Raw genomic sequence first — 16,982 nt, forward strand, 5'->3', positions numbered from 1 at the left:
TTTAGCGCTTGAAAGATCTGAATTAAGCCAATAAATTGTTCTTAATCGCGTAATGAACTAATTCAGCATTTGTTTTCATGCCCATTTTTTTAAGCGTGCGAGTACGGTACATGCTGACGGTTTTAGGGGAAAGACTCAACTTATCAGCAATGGCATTTACGGTTAACCCGGTAGCAACCATCATCATGAATTGGTGTTCACGATCAGAAAGGCATTGATGTGGATCAACGCCAGTTTGGTCATCGCCAAATCGTTCTGCCAAAATCTCGGCAACGATTGGACTAATATATTTAGCACCACTAGCAACACGACGAATAGCCAAGACCAGCTCTTGAGTGGGCTCGTTTTTTGTTATATAGCCTAAAGCTCCAGCAGATAGAATTCGTGCAGCATATTGAGAAGGGGGGTGCATTGATAAAACCAAAATAGGCAACTTTTGATTATTTCTTCTAATTGCCTTAATTACCTCAATGCCATTGCGATCCTGCAAATCAATGTCCAGTACCAGGCAGTCAAGCTCTAAATCACCAGCTATCTTAATCGCCTCTTTGCCTGAAGAGGCCTCCCCCACTACTGTAATACCAGGATGGGTATTGAGCACTTGTACAAGCCCCTCGCGGACAATGGAGTGATCATCTGCAATAGCAATTTGAAGGGGCTTCATTAATGTCATGCGAGGCAATACTTTACTTTTGAGGTCAGCCTAGATATTACTCAAAAAAGTGAGTCTGCGTGACACTTTTGATATTTTTTTAGGTAGTTTCTTAGTGCTTAGCCATACCAATTTGACTATCGAGCTCATTAGTCCATTGGATTGCCTGAAGTTGTAGTTCAGTTAAAGCTTGCGCAGAAATACCTAAATGACTTCTTGAAGCTTCCATGCGCATAAAATCAACAGCCTCAATAGCATCTGTCAAAACAAGCAATTGCCCCAATATGCCTTCATGATGCAAGAGTGCATTTTCCAAATGCTCCGCTAAATGAATCTGTTTGATCACTTCTGCAAGGGTTTGACCTGTGACCAAATGGGCCAATGAGAGCAAACCAACAACAAAAGCCTCGTCACTTAATCCCGGCTGAGTAATATCCTCATGTTGGGATAGCAACTCTATCAAGCGGGCACGATTCACTACACGGCGTTGCAATTCTGAAGCTGCAGCATTGCCAGCCTCGGTATATATCAACAAGAGCATCCATTGCAAAAGCTGCTTCTGGCCTAAGGTAACTAATGCCTGTCTTACTGAGCTAATTTGTAAATGCCCGGCTACACCAACTGAGTTAACTAAGCGAAATAGTCCCAATGTGAGATCTGGGTTTAATTTAAAAATAGGCTCTAAGGTGGTGATCCCAGCATCCTTAAATAAGAGGCCAACGATTCTCATCAAACTAATTTGCAGGGCTTTAGGTTTTTTGCTTCGCATTACTAGCGGTTGGGAAAAATAGGTACCGCTAAACAAACGAAAACCCTTAGCTTTACAAAGCGCTAGATCATCAGCTGTTTTTAAATTAGTAGCCCAAAAAGTAGCGCTTGTAAATTGTTTTACATGAGAAAAAACATCAAAAGAATTTTCTAAGGAAGTAGTCGCTAAGTCGACTTTAATAAAATCCACCAAAGGAAGAATAGACTCATATTGTGGATCTAGAGAGGTACATTCGAGAGCAATCCGAAAGCCCATATTTTTTAAGGTCTTGATACGATCAATCAGATCATCATTTAGGGAAAGCCCTTGCAAAATTTCTAGAGTAATTCTTTTTGGAGGTAGCAACTCCAAAGTATTGCTCATTAAGAGCTTTTCAGTGACATGAATAAACCCATCTGATGAACCAAGGACCCCCTCAAGACCAAAATGACTCATCGAATTGACAATAACTTGGGTGCTGGCAGCTAAATCATCTACGCTATCATCACCCAAACTCTCGCGGGATTTGAAGAGCATTTCATAAGCCGCCAATTTCCCAGAGCCATCAAATACTGGATTGCGTCCAAGAAAAATTTCGGAAGCGCTTAAATCAATACTAGATTCGGTTGTCGCAATCATGTGAGCCCTTTTGCAAGGGAAGTCCTAAACTTTTAAAAGGCAGAGTTTGGCCATCCTGTTCAATAAGCCTTTAATTTACTTCGCCAGACAGGGGTTTAATTTGAAGAATAAAGGGGGTTTTTTGCCTTATTTCCAAAAATCAGCCAAAAATGGAAAGGTGAAACCCAAAAAATTAAGCACTAAAAGGCTCATGATGAGCCAAAAAAGTTAAACCTTAATATTAACTAAGGACCCCATACCAGAGGCAGCCATCAGTTTCTCTTTTGGTTCATTTACCTTAGGTTCAAGACCAAAGAATTTTTTATCAGAGTACTCGCCCCCACCCGCCCTAAATTTATCCAAAGCAGCGGAGGCATTTTTGATATCCTCAATTTTGCCGCCAGTAAGAGCTATATCAATTGCGTTAAATAGCGAAGCTGGAGACATTCCACCACCAGAACCTCGCAAACCAAGAAGGGCTTTTTGGGCTGCTAGGACATTGCCAGTGCGCAATGCAGCGGCCAAAGCGCCCGCATAACTGTTGCGCTCTTGCACATCGCTTACTGATAATGAGTCAGCAGATGCATTTGACGTTATCTGTATGTCCATAAAAACCACCAAAAGAAGATAAATAAAAACAGGTTACATTAAATCTCCACAATTTCTCTTACGACCATAAAGACCAGAACTTAAGCTCAATGACTAGAAATTTCTAATTATTATGGCTAATGTTTCTTAAGATATTGATTTAATTGATTATTTATTATTATCTAGAGCGGCAATTTGGGCTGCAATATCCATCGATTCTTGGCTAGCTTGCAAAATAGCCTGGATTTTCTTCTTAATGGGATCAGAGCCCGATTCACCAAGAGAGTGCATTAATAACTCGGCATTTAAGCGAATAGCAAGCAATGGCTGACCTAAATCATGCAACAGAGTCTCTATTTCGGTTCTTTGATCCATTGCATATCCATTTTTGACTGCAAGACTAGTTGCAGGTCTTTTTATTGCCCTGTACAACGCAATTGCTGCCATTGGAATAAATGGTGCGATTGCCGTTCGTCACAGAACTTCCGCCAGGGGAATAGTAGGTGGTAGTGCCGACCTGGGTTTGAGTAGAGCCGTTTGGACCATTCATCACTGTCACGGGCTGGTTGCTATTGGGGGCTCCAGGGACATTACCAGCGTCATAGGGCACCACAACATAGTTGTTATTGTTACCGAAGCCGTTGTTACCGCTATTGCCATGCCCAATATCTCGTCCCCCACCCTCTCTTTGGGCATAGGCAGATGAAGAAATCATGAGCGCAGCGAGGATGATGAATGGCTTGTACTTCATTAGCTTTTTCCCTTTTAAGCTTTTGATACCCTAAGGCTCTATCCTACTCTTGAATCTAGCTATAGTCTCTAGCCCAAAGTAAATTTGAGCTCTCCCAACTTTTCTACAACGCTGGTGACCACGTCGCCCTTTTTTAACCAAACTTGCTGATCCTTGGGCATATTGGCAATGACGCCCTGTGGGGTACCGGTGAAAATAATATCGCCAGGCTCGAGCGTCCAGTAAGTACTGATATAGGCGAGCAATCTTTGAACATTATGAATAAAGTCAGAGGTATTCGAGTTCTGTCGCATCTCACCATTCACAAAGGTCTGAATTTGCAACTGATTGGGATCGCCCACTAAATCAGCGGTCACAAAGTTTGGCCCGATAGGCGCATATTGGTCCAAAGTTTTACCAATCATCCATTGACCACCAGGAAGATCGAGTTGCAAATCGCGTGAGGTGAAATCATTTGCAGTGCAATAGCCAGCAACATAATTGAGCGCTTCTGATTCAGGGATATTGCGCCCTTTTTTACCTACCACTACAAGGAGCTCAGTTTCATAGTCGAGCTTATAAGAAACATCGGGTGCAGGAATCTCTAATACAGAATTATGAGCAGCTAAGCTATTGTCATACTTATTAAACAAGGCTGGAACCGCTGGCTTAGCGACACCCACCTCTTCTGCATGCTGACGGTAATTAATGCCAACACAAATAATTTTGCCTGGATTCTTGAAAAGTCTGCCATAGCGAATTTTCGATTCCGACAAATAAGGCACGCCAGACTTTTCTGCGCCAGCAACCACCTTATTAAACGCGGTGGCGTTACCCTCTTGTAGCAATTGATCCAGAGTGTATGGAGCCGCGATATTGAGTTTCTTCGCAACGGCACGAACGTCAATCACTCCTTTTGTGCTAATGACTCCCATAGTCTCTGTACCATCACTATTCTTAATGGATAGGATCTTGGCATTTTTGACCATGATGTGAGGACCACTATAGGCCTCTTGCTCTTTGGCAAATTTAAATCTACGCGCAGCAGCATCCGAAGAAAAACCTAGAGTTGAGGCGGCCACAATACCCATTCCAGACAAGGAAAAGGTCTTAATAAAGCGGCGACGTGCGCTCATGATTGCTCCAGCGTGGTAATTGAGTTAGATAGTTTAACGGCTAAATGAGCCACTAATTGAGTCACTATAAGCTCATCACTCAGTTAACAACTTAGCTAATAAGCCGGTTAAAACTCCGTTATTAACTAAATTACTCTTCCTCTGTCACTTCGGCTTGCTCCCAAACGTCCTCATCTGGAGCCAGCTGGGTTTGCGCAACGAAGGTTTTAATAGCCAACAGAGAATCTTGGGCAACATCATCCAAAGTCAATGACCCCAATTCACCAGCGCATAGCTGCTGACATTTTTCTAAGTCGCCAATCTCAGCAGCCTCAGCCAGGGTGAGTAATTTACCTAAAACGCCACTGCGATCTGCAATCGCATCGACAACGACTCCAGGCAAATTGAATTTAGACAAAATCTCTCGGCTGGACTCATCAAAGAGGTTATCAATTAAGGATAATCCACCAACCAAGAAAGCCAAATCACTCGAGCCCAATCCAGCCCCAGCTGGCAATTTGACCGATGCTAATTCCATAAAGAATGCTCTGACGCAAACCAATTGCAGTAAGGGGGTAGATTCCAAAGAAACTTTAGCCTTACTATCTGCATAGAGCAGCAGTTGGGTCCAACGGGTAATCCGCTTAACTCCAGAAATCACTGCAGCGTCTCGAACATTTTCTGGCTTTGCACGCTTCCTGCCAGCATCGACTTCCGCGATCACCATTAAATGTTTTGCCACAACTGGGTTCAACTCGATCTCATCAACCAACTCGTGGAGTTCAGGTGACGAAAGCAGCAAAGTCAGTAGCTTTAATATCTTCCGATAGTCATCGCCACGATGTAAGGACAGATCTGGATCAGGCTTAATGAAATAGAAGCCCTCATAGGCATCAAAACCTAAGTCGCGGGCCTTATGAAAATCTTCAGGAGTTTCTACATGCGTTGCAATCATCTGCATCACAGCACCATCACTACCGGCTTTTGTACCTTTTTTCGCAGGCGACTTGGTATCTCTTGGTAAAGGCGTGGCTTTACATAATTCGATCAAGCTGGCTGCATTCTCTACCTGGTGAATATCAAGCTTGACATAGCGAAACTTCGGCAAGATGTCTTCGAGACCATCAAATACTTCTGTCAAACCCGTCAGCACAAACTTGTAACCGATATTCGAGAGTTTTTCGAGCTTTTCCAGAATCTCAGGCACCTTAGGCGCATCTGGATCATCGGGATTTTTGGCATCCTTCTTACTATCTTTCACAGCTTCATCCGGAGGGACTTCAGTTTTAATCGCCTCCAAGATCTCAGCCAAATCAATTTGTAAAGGAAACTTCATGGCAGGAATGCCGCGCAACTCATCTCCTAATTGATGGGGATGAATTTTGATAAAACCCAGATGCAAGCCAAGTGACTGAGCCACACCCTTAGTCTTGAGTGCGTAGAGCATTTCACTAAGAGTGACTTCTTTGACTTCAATGCCCTCATCATCCCGCAAATTAGCATCTGTAATTTCATCGGGATAAGTGACTTCTGCCTTCGGATCTGCTTCTAAGCGTTTGGCAATTTGCGCTAACACCTCATTACGTTCATTGACCCGCTTTGCCTTCAGAGTAGTTCCCGGGCGAAAAAAAAGTTCATACCCAATGATCGCTTGATCGCGATCGATGATAGGTTCACGTCCTAAATATGAATTTTCAGGCGCAACTTTTTCAGGCCCTTTAGGAGCCTGAACGGGTGCGGACTGCGTTTTTTTACCAAATAGTGCCATTTATTTTCTTACTAAGAAGATTTCCTTTTGAATGAATACGATTTTAAAAAAGTTATGAATCATTTTTTTTAGAGCTATCCCACTCTTTTATATAACGCTCTAAAAATTGAATCTGACCTGTTCTGTGTTCCAAAGTATCTTTCACCACATCTCCAACAGAAATCACACCTCTGACTTTGCCCTCATCCACTACGGGCAAGTGACGAATTCTTTTGGAAATCATGATTTGCATGCAGTCTCGCAAATCATCTTCATAAGCTACTGAGATGGGGTTTGGGGTCATGACCGCTTTGACTAATACTTCTTTGGCACTCAAACCTGGAAGCAGCACTTTAATAGCGCAATCACCCTGGGAAACAATTCCTACTAATTGATCGGAATCAATCACCAATACGGAGCGCACTAAATTATCGCGCATGAGTTCTAATACTCTGACAACATAGTCAGAGGAACTCACTGAAATCAGTGTATTCGATTTGTTGGCTAAACAGTTTTTTACCATTGGCATACGACGCTTATCCTTTTATATCTTCAGAGCAATATCAGCGCCGGAAAATCCAGCTAGCAACATACATTGGTCATTCATCGATTCTATCCAAGCCATAGGCTGATCCAAACAAAAACAAAAGCTATGCCAACTTATGCGTATATCCTATCCTGATTGGCCTGTTTTTTGTGCAAACCTAGGGAAAATCCTAAAAAAAGGAGCTTAAATCGGGCTCTGTAACTTAGGAGGAAAGGTAAAGAAGCTCAAAACCAGCCCCAAATGCCTCAAGCAAAGTTTTTGCTTAGTTCAAAAACTGGCGCTTTAAATGCCAATGCCGGAGGGGCTGGCTCATAGCCCAGGAATTAGGTACGGCTCTTGAACTTCAAGTTCCAGCCATTACCGTTTTTATCCCAATACTCTCGGTAGACTGCAGAGCCTTCGCCCTGACCAATCGGCTGGTCAATCACCAAGGTGGATGTCGACTCAGTAGCGTAGATAGCCTCGGGTGGACGAACAATTTTCTTTTTAAGGCCCTCTGATCGATATGCGGCAATTTCATTACTAACCTTAGTGGCGCGTGCACTCCAAACAGCTTTCTTGAGCCATTGAACGGAGGGCACTACGGTTACATTAATTTGGCGCTTGCTCGCTAACTCAATAATTTCTCGAACATCATCGTTAGCAAAAGCGAGGCAACCATCAGAAGCCTTAGGTGCCCTGCTGTAAGTATCTTTAGGTACGCCGTGCAACCAAATTCCAGAGCCACTGATATCCAACTTCTTATCAAGCGCATTCGGGAAACTTAACTCCAATGCTCCAGCGCCAAAAATAGATCTCAATTGTTGCTTCGGAATTTGCATGGTGACGGAGTACACACCCAGAGGTGATTTAAGATCTCCCTCTTTTTGCTTACCCACGCCTAACTTTCCAATAGTGACGTAATAATCTTTTTCCCAGACTGGGTCGCCGTCTTTATTGCGCAAGAGATAGGCGCGAGAGAGTGATGCATCAACCAAAATGACATCTGCATTTTTAGGCATCTTTAAGACTTGAGCTGGGCGTAGATCAGTTAAATTGGGAATGACTGAGTTTCTTAACTGCAACTCAGACAATAGATTCTGTGGCGCTTCCCCATCACGCACTTCACTCTTGGACTTATTCGCAATAGCCCCGCCAGTCAGCGCAGTTAGCAATTCAGCGCGCATAAACGTTGCTAAACGGAAATTGGGGTGTTCGACTTCAGACTTATTTAAGATGTCCATGGCTTTATCTAAATTGCCATTGCGCACCAATTCTTGAGTGGCCTGCCGAACTGTAGTGTCCCCATTCGCCAAACTAGCAACGGGAGTTATACAGATGCAAGCAATCAATAAAAGCTTACAACGCAATTTCAGCGCTCCGCTATCGAGAGATAAGTTATTTATTGAATTCACGCGCAATTAACCAAGTGCCCTTGTCATTAACCCATTCCAAAAGCTTCACAGAATTCGTATTAACGTTTGCTGAGTTGTACTTCTGCCTGAAGGTTACAACAATTTTGCCCTTTGATTTAACGACTTTCATAATGCTGATTTCAACATTAATTGCACCCGGCTTGGCAACCCTCTGCTTCCTCTGCTCCAACCAATCTGTATAAGACAATCCCTTATCAGGCGAGAAACTTGGTGAGTAAAAAGCCAAATAAGACTTGACGTTTTTGCTCGACCACGCCTTGACCCAATTTTCCATATTGGCATTGATCACTTCAAGCTCTTGAGGAGTTGGCGCCGCATCTTTCTCAGCTGCCGCAACTTGGGCTGGAGTCTCTACCACTGGAGTGGCTACAGGACTAGTCTTAGGTGCCTGAACGCTCGGGGCAGCAGTTGGTGCTGGGGCAGCTGTCTTTGGGGCTTGTGCCACCATTACAGGCTTATCGACTAAATCAGAGCCATTAACAGCAGCAGCTAAGAGCACGGGTGGGGGAGCTGAGTTCTTTTCATTGAGCGCTTTTGCATAGGCCTCTGCTGCCTGTGCTGAATAAATTTTGCGCAAACTTCTGAAAGCTGGAGAGGCAGTATTTAAGGCTTTTTCTAACACCTTCCGTGCTTGGTCTTTTTTATCCATTCCCCATAAGGCAACTGCATAGTTATTAGCCACGAGGAGATTAGAACTATCCTTTGAATAAAAAGGCTCTAAGAGATTGGCGGCTTCTTGCCACTGACCCAACATTAATAAAGCGGAAGCTTTGGTATTGGCATAGTCAATGGGCGATAGATCTTTTTTGAGTGACTCGGCCTGGGCAAGCGCCGCTTTGGAGTCCCCTTTTAATAAGAGATCCTCTATTCCTTGGGATGACACATAAGCAGACGCAGGGCTAATACTGATCAATGACAGTAATAAGGCACCGTAGAGGCATTGCAATAGTTTGTGCGATAGGCATAACTTTCTAGCTCTCAAGGGATGGACTGCAGTAAAAATGGATGGCATTAGGAAAAAGGGGCATTAAATCCAATCGATTTTAGCATTTTCATAGAAATTATCAATGCTGATAGCCCTTTAGAGCATTTATAGCCCAATTGCCCTCTTTAAAAAGCCTTATCAAAATAACTCCTAAAAAGGGTTTTGTGCCTATTTTTTACCCATTTTTTGTGAGCATTTATCTGTCTTTTCAAAAGACTTCAAGTCAAGCATCATGAATTGACAACTACATTAAAATAGCCTTAATCGGCAATCTCGCAATACGACCCAGCTTCTAAGGCCCACAAACCCGTGAAATACCTCCTCGCGCTTCTCCTTTTATCCACGCAACTGGTTTTTGCTCAAAATATAGAGGGCGACAAGCAAGGCGTTATCGGGATCCGCTACACCAAAAATGCGGAGGGGATGATTGTGGTTAAGCATGTCGAGGACAAGTCCCCAGCAGCTCAGGCTGGCATTCAGGTCAATGACATCATGATTAGCATCGATGGATCGCCCCTTAAAGGGATGGATCCAGCCAATATTAAAAATGTGCTGCGTGGCAAAGTTGGTAGCACTGCTGAAATCAAGTTGGAAAATTCTCAAACCAAGAGTGAATACTCCGTTAGCGTAGTGCGTAAGGTAGTGCATTTTGGGACCAGCGAGACCCCTAAAGACTCTGCAAAGAGCAGTCCTCAGGCTGAGATCAAAAATACTGATAAAACTGAACCAGCTCCAAAAGCAGCAGCACCTAAAGTCAATGTCAAGCCTGCTGAGAAAGCACCAGCAATATCCAGCCCACCTGCGGTAGCTGCAGTACCAGCGCAAACCTCTTCTAATGCTGCCCCTGATAAAGCTTCTACAAGTAGTGCTAGTGACTCCAAATACTTTATTCAAACAGGTGCTTTTTTTACCAAAGAAATTGCCAACGATCAGGTAACCGCATTTAATCAAAAAGGCTATACCAGCTTTGTTGATCCCGCGAAAATTAATGGCAGCAATATCTATCGCGTTCGAATTGGACCCTTAGCAACACAACAAAGTGCAGAAGCACTTTCCAAAAAATTGGCTAGACAAGGCATTACAAACTCCATCATTGAAGCCTCGCAAGCAAGCTCTAAGAACTAATCGAGTCACATTATGCAAATCATCTGGATTTCTGGGGCAACCTCCCACTACAGAAAATTTAATATCACCAAAACTCAACTAACGCGTTTTGCTGCTGCACTCGGTCTGTTGTTCATCATGATTGGGTGCGCCATCTATTTCATGGGCTTTAGGGTTGCGATTAAATTTGATCCAGGTATGGCACGTGATATGGGAGGCGTGATTACCTCAGAAGAGCTGTTCCATCTTGAAGAAGAATATCGCGAAAAACTCAGCAAGCTTCAAGACTCTTTAAAGGCGATGGACCAAAAAATAGACGTGCTCAGCAAGATAAACGAGCAATATGCTGCACTGGCAACACCACTGCCGATGAAAGAAAAGCGCAAAGACAGAGAGAAAGAGAGCGAAGCAAGTACTGGTAAGGGCGGTCCTTATTTACCACTCTTTCCTTATCAAATTCGTTCCGAAGAAAATCCCAGCCTACGAGTAAGCATCAACCAAACGCTAGAGTCTTCAAAAGGTCTGAGTAAAAAAATGCAGTCCCTCAAAGAAATATGGCTTGAGAAATACGAGCGCTTGATTCCATTGCCCACAAAACCACCTCTGGCCGCTGGTTATGGTTTAAGTAGCAACTTTGGTGCACGCGTAGACCCCATTACTAATAGTCCTGCCTTTCATCCTGGCATTGATTTCAATGCCAAGCCCGGTACGCAAGTATTAGCTGCAGGTAATGGCGTTGTCACCAAGGCAAAGTACGATGCAGAATTAGGAAACGTCATTGAGATCAAGCATAGCGAAGGCTTCACTAGCCTCTATGCGCATTGTCAGAAACTCTTAGTAAGCCAAGGAGACACTGTTAGTCGCGGTCAATTAATTGGAGAGGTCGGCAATACTGGCCGCTCGACAGGACCACACTTGCATTTCAGCGTTTATAAGAATGGCGCCCTACTCAATCCGATGGATGTGTTGGCTTTTACTAAGCCAGCAGCCAACAAGGAAAACTAAGAAGAAATACCGGCGTCCTGCTTGATCTTATTGATCGTATCTTGCAGCTGCGTCGCTGAATCAGGTGTCGTGTTCGGCTCTGCTCTTTTAGAAATCATCTGGCCATTGAGGGTTGCACCAGGCTCAATTCCAATCGTGTCGTAAGTCACATCTCCATGGACATTGGCGGTTGCGTGTAACTCTACTCTCTCATGCGCGTAAGTATTGCCATTCACCATACCCGCAATGAGTACGCGAAATGCATAAATATCGCCATGTACCTCACCACCCTTGCCAATCGCTATCGTAATTCTTTGGCCAGCACGCTCTTCAATATTGCCAAATATCTTGCCATCCACTCGCACGCTCTCGGAAACCATCAAGGCGCCATGAAATTCAGTAGCAGCGCCAACAATCGTGCCGAAAGATTCAATCTGAGGTTCAGAGAACTTATGTTCATTATTTTTCTTACCGAACATCATCACACCTCTTTAGTTTTGCTTGCTGAGAAAAGCCGGAATAGAAGTATCGGCAGGACTCTGTTCGCTCGCTTTAAATGCTTGCATTTGAGAACGAGCCTGCATACCAGATATCTTTTTGTTCTGACGGTAGCGATCTAAGATCAAAATACCTTTGCCTAGACCAGAATAAATAGCGCCTAATTTAGAAGTAGGCGCTTCGCGCTCACGCTTCTTATCCAAAATCTGTTGTGCAACAAACTCACCGAAGCGGCAGAAGTAAGTTGAGATAGTGGCATTACTGGAGACGCAGAAAAAATCTTCATAGACGAAGTTATCAATTTCATTGGCGCGCAGTACTGGCGGGGTTATATAGCACATACCTAAAGAGGCAAGATTGGTGGAGATGCTAGTTTCTGCAAAATTGGTCTCGACTCTACTAGGCACTGCCATGATGATTTGTTTATTTTTAGAAATCAAAGGCGAATTACGCAATACATATTCCAAGATAAAAATTTCAGTACTCGCTAATTCAAACTTAGAGGTTGAAGTAGGAACCAAAACAATATCGAAATCATGCATAAAATTTTCAGCCATATTTGGCGTCCAAGTGAGGTCAGAAATACTGACATCAAAACCTGTTGAAAATTTACGCAATGAAGATCTAGCACTCAAAAGAGTCATGCCTGCGCTTTGATAAGACATTTCAGCGCGATAGGTCTCAATACCAATATTGGGAGCTTTTTTAATCCAAGCAGAAGATGAGCTCTGCTCATCGTAGTCAATCAATGAAATCTTTAAGCCTTTTTGAAGAGCTAGGTACGCAGCAAGATTGGCGGCAATCGTACTTTTGCCAACCCCACCCTTGCGATTTGTTACCAGCACTTTTATCGTTTCCATGACAATCACCCGCTCTGCTTTACTGAAATAGGACATTTATCCTATTGCTATGCATCACAATTTGCAACAAATTTCTCATAAAAATTAAGGAATTGCAGATCAAACTTCAACTTAAAAACACACATTGAAGCGCAAGAGCATGTAAAAGTCAGTATTTTCCTTACAGAGGTTCATGATTAGGGCACTGGATCGCCTGATCAATACGGAGTCTATTTTTTAGAAGAAGAAAGCGGATTTAACTCTCGTTTACTGACAAATGATTTCTCTTGTTTGCTAATGGGATCTACAAAATAAATTGCTTTCGCCAAGAGCTGTAAAGGTTTGGAAAAATCTAGGTCGTACTCTTGATAGGGCGTCAGGTGCGGATAAATTTGATCATTCCGAATGGGTATACCTAGAGCATTTAAATGACTACGCAATTGATGTTTCTTACCGCTACCAGGAGTTAAGCGATACCGAGCCCAGGGCTTATCCACTTCGATCAACTCTATATAAGTATCTGTGTTCGGCTCGCCCTGCTCTTCTTTCATCTGCAAAAAATGTTCGGACTCTACTAGTCTGCTTTGATAAGTCATAGGCAATCTGAGGACTTGCTCATCATGGTAGGGAGCAATCGCTTCATATACCTTCTTAACTGCTCGATCTCTAAATAGATTTTGGTACTGCGCTCTTTCTGCTGGCCTGACTGAAAAGATCACCAAGCCTGCAGTATCACGATCAATGCGATGAATCGGGCTCAAGGTTTGAATACCAGTTCGCTTCTTAAGTCGATTCAATAAGGTTTGATGCAAATAAAGGCCGCTGGGTGTCACTGGTAAAAAATGGGGCTTATCTGCAACCACGATATGTTCATCCTGATAAAGGATTTCTTCTGCAAAAGGAATTTCAGGTTCACGTGCCAATCGCCTGAAATACATTAAATGGGTATTCGCTTGATAAGGATCGTCACCATGCACTGGCTCGCCATCCATGGTCATGACTAAACCTTCAGCAAAACGGGTCTGCCATTCTCCAGACTCAATATGGGGAAAGGTGTGAATAAAGAAAGCCAATAAATCTTGGTATTTTTGATCAGCCGGCAAATAAACGCGTGATGAAGAGACTCCTTCAGCATTAACTTTCATAAATTAGATAGGCTGTCAGTAGCGATATTGATGAAATTGTAGAGAGACTGTCACCTATTGATTCTATTGCATGCTTATACTTAGCTATCAAACAAACCTAAGTGAGTGCGCAAAATGAGCCCCATCCTACCGATACGCCTTAGCACTTTTGTAATTTGTATTGCTGGAACCCTGATCAGCATCTTTGGTCTTTTAGTAAATACTGCCGCATGGTATCCACTAGCTATTTTTGGCTTTCTGACATTCGTCGGAATTCATGATCGCCTCCAAACGAGGCATGCTGTGTTACGCAACTACCCCATTTTGGGTCATATGCGTTTCTTATTGGAATTTATTCGACCAGAGATTCGGCAATATTTTATTGAGGGTGATAACGACAAAACACCCTTCTCCAGAAGCCAGCGCACCCTGGTTTACTCACGCTCTAAGGCAGTTTCAGATAAACGTCCATTTGGCACCACGCTTGATGTCATGGCACCCGGTTATCAATGGATTAATCAGTCGCTCGCTCCCACTCATCTTTCTGACTATAACTTTAGAATCGAGATTGGCGGCAAAGATTGCTCCCAAAAATATTCAGCTAGCATCTTTAATATCTCAGCCATGAGCTTTGGCGCTTTGAGTGCTAACGCAGTCATGGCACTCAACTTAGGTGCAAAAAAAGGAAATTTTGCACACGATACTGGTGAGGGCTCGATTTCTCGTTATCACCGCATGCATGGCGGCGATCTCATTTGGGAAATTGGCTCGGGGTATTTTGGTTGCCGTACAGAGGATGGTCAATTTGATCCTAAGAAATATGCGGAGAATGCCCTAGACCCCCAAGTCAAAATGATTGAAATCAAACTCAGTCAAGGCGCAAAGCCAGGTCATGGCGGTATCTTGCCGGGACCTAAGGTCACCCCAGAAATTGCTGAGGCACGCGGTGTCAAGGTGGGTGAAGCTTGCGTCTCGCCATCTTCGCACAGCGCCTTCTCTACCCCATTAGAAATGATGGCGTTTATTCAGCGCTTACGTGAACTTTCTGGCGGCAAACCAGTAGGCTTTAAATTATGCATTGGCCATCCTTGGGAATGGTTTGCGATTGTGAAGGCGATGCTGAAGTCACAAATTTATCCAGACTTCATCGTGATAGATGGCACTGAGGGCGGGACTGGAGCATCTCCTGTTGAGTTTAGTAATCACGTTGGCACTCCATTGCAAGAAGGTTTGCGCCTAGTACACAATACTTTGGTTGGAGCCAATTTACGCGACCAAATTAAAATTGGCTGCTCTGGAAAAATCATCAGCGCTTTTGACATGGCGGTTGTCTTTGCCTTGGGGGCTGATTGGTGTAATAGCGCTCGCGGCTTTATGTTCTCAGTCGGCTGTATACAAGCTCAAGTTTGCGATACCGGCTTCTGCCCCACTGGCGTTACCACACAAGACCCAAGCCGACAAAAAGCATTAGTAGTCACCGATAAATCAGAGCGTGTGTATCACTTTCATAAAGAAACACTCAAGGCCCTGAAGGAAATTGTGGAAGCAGCAGGCCTTCATCATCCGGTTGAAATTAATACACGTCATATCGTGCGACGGGTGAGTGCAAATGAGGTGCGGCTGCTTGAAGACCTCTTACCAGACGTTGCTGCAGGCAGCTTGTTATCCAATGAGGAAGGTAGTACTTTGCCAAAAGTATTTCAGCTCTACTGGGATATTGCGCAAGCAGATAGCTTTGCCGCTAAGCAGCATTAATCAGTCTAGTGCACTACAACTCTTACTTGGCCTGACCAAAGATTGGATCACGCCTTTCTAAAAATGCAGTAATACCTTCTCGGTAGTCGCTACCCATGTAAACATTCCTACGAAGGGATTGAAGATGCTCGAATACGGCAGGATTCATCACAGCTGCATCAGAGAGCATTTGTGCCTGGGCTTTAAGAACGGAGTTAGCTTGTGGTGAACGTGAGGCAATCGTTCTAGCCATTTGATAAGTCTTTGCCTCTAACTCACCAGAGACATAAAGATGGTTCAAAATACCGATTTGTAAGGCGCGATCAGCACCAATCGGATCCGCAGTTAGGAACATTTCTTTTACAACGTTCAGTGGCATACGAGACATGAAATGCAAGATACCGCTGGCGGTATACGGAAGACCTAACTTTGCAGGGGTAATCGCAAAAGTGGAGTCATGATCCCCAATCGCAATATCGCAACTCATAATTAGGTCCGTAGATGCACCCCAAACAGAGCCATCAACCATTGCAATGACTGGCGCTCTAAATGCGCGGATGGACTTGAGTAAGACCATGACAGGATCATCTGCTGGCAAGGGATCACGTTCAGATCTCGGCAGCTCCATCACATCGTGCCCTGCAGACCATACCTTATTCTTCTGGTCAGATCTCAGTACCAACACACGCACATCTTCTTTACCAAATACATCAAGGGCATGGTGCATTTCTTCAATCAAGCATTCACTTAAAGCATTGCGCTTGCTGTAATGATTGAAACGAATGGTAGCGATTAAATCCGCCTGCTCGGTCTTGATGTACTGATAATTCATTTAAATTCTCTTCTTTCTTTGGTTACTTATGCCGCAATCAAGATATCCCCAAGCTCCATCTTCTCCCACCAGATAAATGGCAGTAGATAAACTGGCTCACCTGCATCTTGAAGAATTTCGAGGGCGCCATCATTGGTTTTATTAGCCTCATATTTGCCGGGATGTAGTGGAAAGCAACCTTGATCCGTACCATCGTTGCGACGCCTTCTGGCGACAATATTGCGAGTGATGTAAACGACCATATTTACTCCTTGATTGATTCAGGATATTTAGCCCAGGTGAATTTTCTTTTAGATAGCCTGCAACTCCAAATTATTCCTTTTGATTAAGGTGAAATATTAAGAATGCCCTCTTTTTGACGACTTTAACCCAATTTTGGGCATAGCTAGTACTGACGCACTAATCTTGTGCGGGGCAATAATCTACCTTTGAGAGAAGTTCTAAGTTAATGAAAAAGCCACCCGCATGAACTGACCCCCAAAAGTTGGACGCTATGTCCAACCAAGGGGGTTTTGTTTTATGAGCAAGTACAGCAAGCAGTTCAAGCTAAAGGTAGTTAAAGAGTTTCTAAAGTTTGGCGGTCTTAAGCGGGTAGGTCACTTATTTGAGATTAGTCACTCAGATGTCCGCAAATGGGCTTTAGCCTATCAAGCACATGGCCATAGTGGTCTTAATCCCAGCTACCAACGCCATTCCCCAGAGTTCAAAGTCCAAGTTCTCCA

19 protein-coding genes are annotated in these 16,982 nt (G+C 43.7%); 4 read left to right on the forward strand and 15 right to left on the reverse strand.

Features of this window, described 5'->3' with window-relative positions; translation table 11 throughout:
- Window positions 1-22 precede the first annotated feature (22 nt).
- From ICN21_RS07605 to ICN21_RS07650, 10 genes are all read right to left on the reverse strand, one after another.
- Window positions 23-664: a response regulator gene (locus ICN21_RS07605; RefSeq protein WP_370624076.1), complete on the reverse strand. Its 642-nt coding sequence runs from the start codon at window positions 662-664 to the stop codon at window positions 23-25.
- A 100-nt stretch (window positions 665-764) separates the two neighbouring features.
- Entirely contained in the window at window positions 765-2,039 is a 1,275-nt protein-coding gene (locus ICN21_RS07610) for an EAL and HDOD domain-containing protein (protein WP_216177976.1), read from the reverse strand.
- Between the two features lie 207 nt (window positions 2,040-2,246).
- Entirely contained in the window at window positions 2,247-2,627 is a 381-nt protein-coding gene (locus ICN21_RS07615) for a hypothetical protein (RefSeq protein ID WP_216177977.1), read from the reverse strand.
- Window positions 2,628-2,774: 147 nt separating this feature from the next.
- Window positions 2,775-2,981 (reverse strand): hypothetical protein, encoded by a 207-nt coding sequence (locus tag ICN21_RS07620; RefSeq protein WP_088524988.1) that lies wholly within the window; start codon window positions 2,979-2,981, stop codon window positions 2,775-2,777.
- Between the two features lie 25 nt (window positions 2,982-3,006).
- Window positions 3,007-3,357 (reverse strand): hypothetical protein, encoded by a 351-nt coding sequence (locus ICN21_RS07625; RefSeq protein WP_216177978.1) that lies wholly within the window; start codon window positions 3,355-3,357, stop codon window positions 3,007-3,009.
- Window positions 3,358-3,425: 68 nt separating this feature from the next.
- A complete protein-coding gene (locus ICN21_RS07630; protein WP_255534249.1) occupies window positions 3,426-4,472 on the reverse strand; it encodes a fumarylacetoacetate hydrolase family protein in 1,047 nt (348 codons plus the stop codon).
- Window positions 4,473-4,602: 130 nt separating this feature from the next.
- Entirely contained in the window at window positions 4,603-6,219 is a 1,617-nt protein-coding gene (locus ICN21_RS07635) for an EAL and HDOD domain-containing protein (RefSeq protein ID WP_216177979.1), read from the reverse strand.
- A gap of 52 nt (window positions 6,220-6,271) precedes the next feature.
- Entirely contained in the window at window positions 6,272-6,676 is a 405-nt protein-coding gene (locus ICN21_RS07640; protein WP_370624077.1) for a CBS domain-containing protein, read from the reverse strand.
- 392 nt (window positions 6,677-7,068) lie between these two features.
- Window positions 7,069-8,139 carry a L,D-transpeptidase family protein gene (locus ICN21_RS11170; RefSeq protein WP_216177981.1) on the reverse strand — a complete coding sequence of 357 codons (1,071 nt, stop codon included), beginning with the start codon at window positions 8,137-8,139 and terminating at the stop codon, window positions 7,069-7,071.
- The gene (locus ICN21_RS07650) at window positions 8,123-9,172 is read right to left on the reverse strand and encodes a tetratricopeptide repeat protein (RefSeq protein WP_216177982.1); all 1,050 of its coding nucleotides are present in this window, start codon (window positions 9,170-9,172) and stop codon (window positions 8,123-8,125) included. Before ICN21_RS07650 ends, ICN21_RS11170 begins: the two co-directional genes overlap by 17 nt.
- 282 nt (window positions 9,173-9,454) lie before the next feature.
- Here ICN21_RS07650 and ICN21_RS07655 point away from each other — a divergent pair, with 282 nt between their 5' ends.
- Both ICN21_RS07655 and ICN21_RS07660 read left to right on the forward strand, forming a co-directional pair.
- On the forward strand, window positions 9,455-10,270 hold the full coding sequence (locus ICN21_RS07655) for an SPOR domain-containing protein (protein WP_216177983.1): 816 nt from the start codon (window positions 9,455-9,457) through the stop codon (window positions 10,268-10,270).
- Window positions 10,271-10,282: 12 nt separating this feature from the next.
- Window positions 10,283-11,254, forward strand: coding sequence for a M23 family metallopeptidase (locus ICN21_RS07660; protein ID WP_216177984.1), 972 nt, complete (start codon window positions 10,283-10,285; stop codon window positions 11,252-11,254).
- Here ICN21_RS07660 and ICN21_RS07665 read toward each other — a convergent pair.
- From ICN21_RS07665 to ICN21_RS07675, 3 genes are all read right to left on the reverse strand, one after another.
- Window positions 11,251-11,715 carry a polymer-forming cytoskeletal protein gene (locus ICN21_RS07665; protein ID WP_215320144.1) on the reverse strand — a complete coding sequence of 155 codons (465 nt, stop codon included), beginning with the start codon at window positions 11,713-11,715 and terminating at the stop codon, window positions 11,251-11,253. The genes ICN21_RS07660 and ICN21_RS07665 overlap by 4 nt on opposite strands.
- Before the next feature lie 9 nt (window positions 11,716-11,724).
- Window positions 11,725-12,627 carry an AAA family ATPase gene (locus ICN21_RS07670; protein ID WP_215320142.1) on the reverse strand — a complete coding sequence of 301 codons (903 nt, stop codon included), beginning with the start codon at window positions 12,625-12,627 and terminating at the stop codon, window positions 11,725-11,727.
- 173 nt (window positions 12,628-12,800) lie between these two features.
- Window positions 12,801-13,715 carry a pseudouridine synthase gene (locus tag ICN21_RS07675; protein ID WP_216177985.1) on the reverse strand — a complete coding sequence of 305 codons (915 nt, stop codon included), beginning with the start codon at window positions 13,713-13,715 and terminating at the stop codon, window positions 12,801-12,803.
- A 114-nt stretch (window positions 13,716-13,829) separates the two neighbouring features.
- On the opposite strand from ICN21_RS07675, the gene ICN21_RS07680 reads away from it, so the two are divergent.
- Window positions 13,830-15,449: an FMN-binding glutamate synthase family protein gene (locus ICN21_RS07680; protein WP_216177986.1), complete on the forward strand. Its 1,620-nt coding sequence runs from the start codon at window positions 13,830-13,832 to the stop codon at window positions 15,447-15,449.
- 22 nt (window positions 15,450-15,471) lie between these two features.
- Here ICN21_RS07680 and scpB read toward each other — a convergent pair whose 3' ends face one another.
- Entirely contained in the window at window positions 15,472-16,260 is a 789-nt protein-coding gene (gene scpB / locus ICN21_RS07685; protein ID WP_216124158.1) for a methylmalonyl-CoA decarboxylase, read from the reverse strand.
- A gap of 26 nt (window positions 16,261-16,286) precedes the next feature.
- Window positions 16,287-16,502 (reverse strand): hypothetical protein, encoded by a 216-nt coding sequence (locus ICN21_RS07690; RefSeq protein ID WP_216177987.1) that lies wholly within the window; start codon window positions 16,500-16,502, stop codon window positions 16,287-16,289.
- 277 nt (window positions 16,503-16,779) lie between these two features.
- On the opposite strand from ICN21_RS07690, the gene ICN21_RS07695 reads away from it, so the two are divergent.
- A partial coding sequence (locus tag ICN21_RS07695) for a helix-turn-helix domain-containing protein (RefSeq protein WP_216177988.1) occupies window positions 16,780-16,982 on the forward strand: 203 nt, incomplete at its 3' end.

The sequence above is a fragment of the Polynucleobacter sp. AP-Feld-500C-C5 genome, assembly GCF_018882265.1.
Taxonomy (GTDB): Bacteria; Pseudomonadota; Gammaproteobacteria; order Burkholderiales; family Burkholderiaceae; genus Polynucleobacter.

Coding starts and splice junctions, on each gene's coding strand:
- ICN21_RS07605 (WP_370624076.1), bottom strand. CDS start 664: ATGAAGCCCCTTCAAATTGCTATTGCAGATGATCACTCCATTGTCCGC.
- ICN21_RS07610 (WP_216177976.1), bottom strand. CDS start 2,039: ATGATTGCGACAACCGAATCTAGTATTGATTTAAGCGCTTCCGAAATT.
- ICN21_RS07615 (WP_216177977.1), bottom strand. CDS start 2,627: ATGGACATACAGATAACGTCAAATGCATCTGCTGACTCATTATCAGTA.
- ICN21_RS07620 (WP_088524988.1), bottom strand. CDS start 2,981: ATGGATCAAAGAACCGAAATAGAGACTCTGTTGCATGATTTAGGTCAG.
- ICN21_RS07625 (WP_216177978.1), bottom strand. CDS start 3,357: ATGAAGTACAAGCCATTCATCATCCTCGCTGCGCTCATGATTTCTTCA.
- ICN21_RS07630 (WP_255534249.1), bottom strand. CDS start 4,472: ATGAGCGCACGTCGCCGCTTTATTAAGACCTTTTCCTTGTCTGGAATG.
- ICN21_RS07635 (WP_216177979.1), bottom strand. CDS start 6,219: ATGGCACTATTTGGTAAAAAAACGCAGTCCGCACCCGTTCAGGCTCCT.
- ICN21_RS07650 (WP_216177982.1), bottom strand. CDS start 9,172: ATGCCATCCATTTTTACTGCAGTCCATCCCTTGAGAGCTAGAAAGTTA.
- ICN21_RS07660 (WP_216177984.1), top strand. CDS start 10,283: ATGCAAATCATCTGGATTTCTGGGGCAACCTCCCACTACAGAAAATTT.
- ICN21_RS07665 (WP_215320144.1), bottom strand. CDS start 11,715: ATGATGTTCGGTAAGAAAAATAATGAACATAAGTTCTCTGAACCTCAG.
- ICN21_RS07670 (WP_215320142.1), bottom strand. CDS start 12,627: ATGTCCTATTTCAGTAAAGCAGAGCGGGTGATTGTCATGGAAACGATA.
- ICN21_RS07675 (WP_216177985.1), bottom strand. CDS start 13,715: ATGAAAGTTAATGCTGAAGGAGTCTCTTCATCACGCGTTTATTTGCCG.
- ICN21_RS07680 (WP_216177986.1), top strand. CDS start 13,830: ATGAGCCCCATCCTACCGATACGCCTTAGCACTTTTGTAATTTGTATT.
- scpB (WP_216124158.1), bottom strand. CDS start 16,260: ATGAATTATCAGTACATCAAGACCGAGCAGGCGGATTTAATCGCTACC.
- ICN21_RS07690 (WP_216177987.1), bottom strand. CDS start 16,502: ATGGTCGTTTACATCACTCGCAATATTGTCGCCAGAAGGCGTCGCAAC.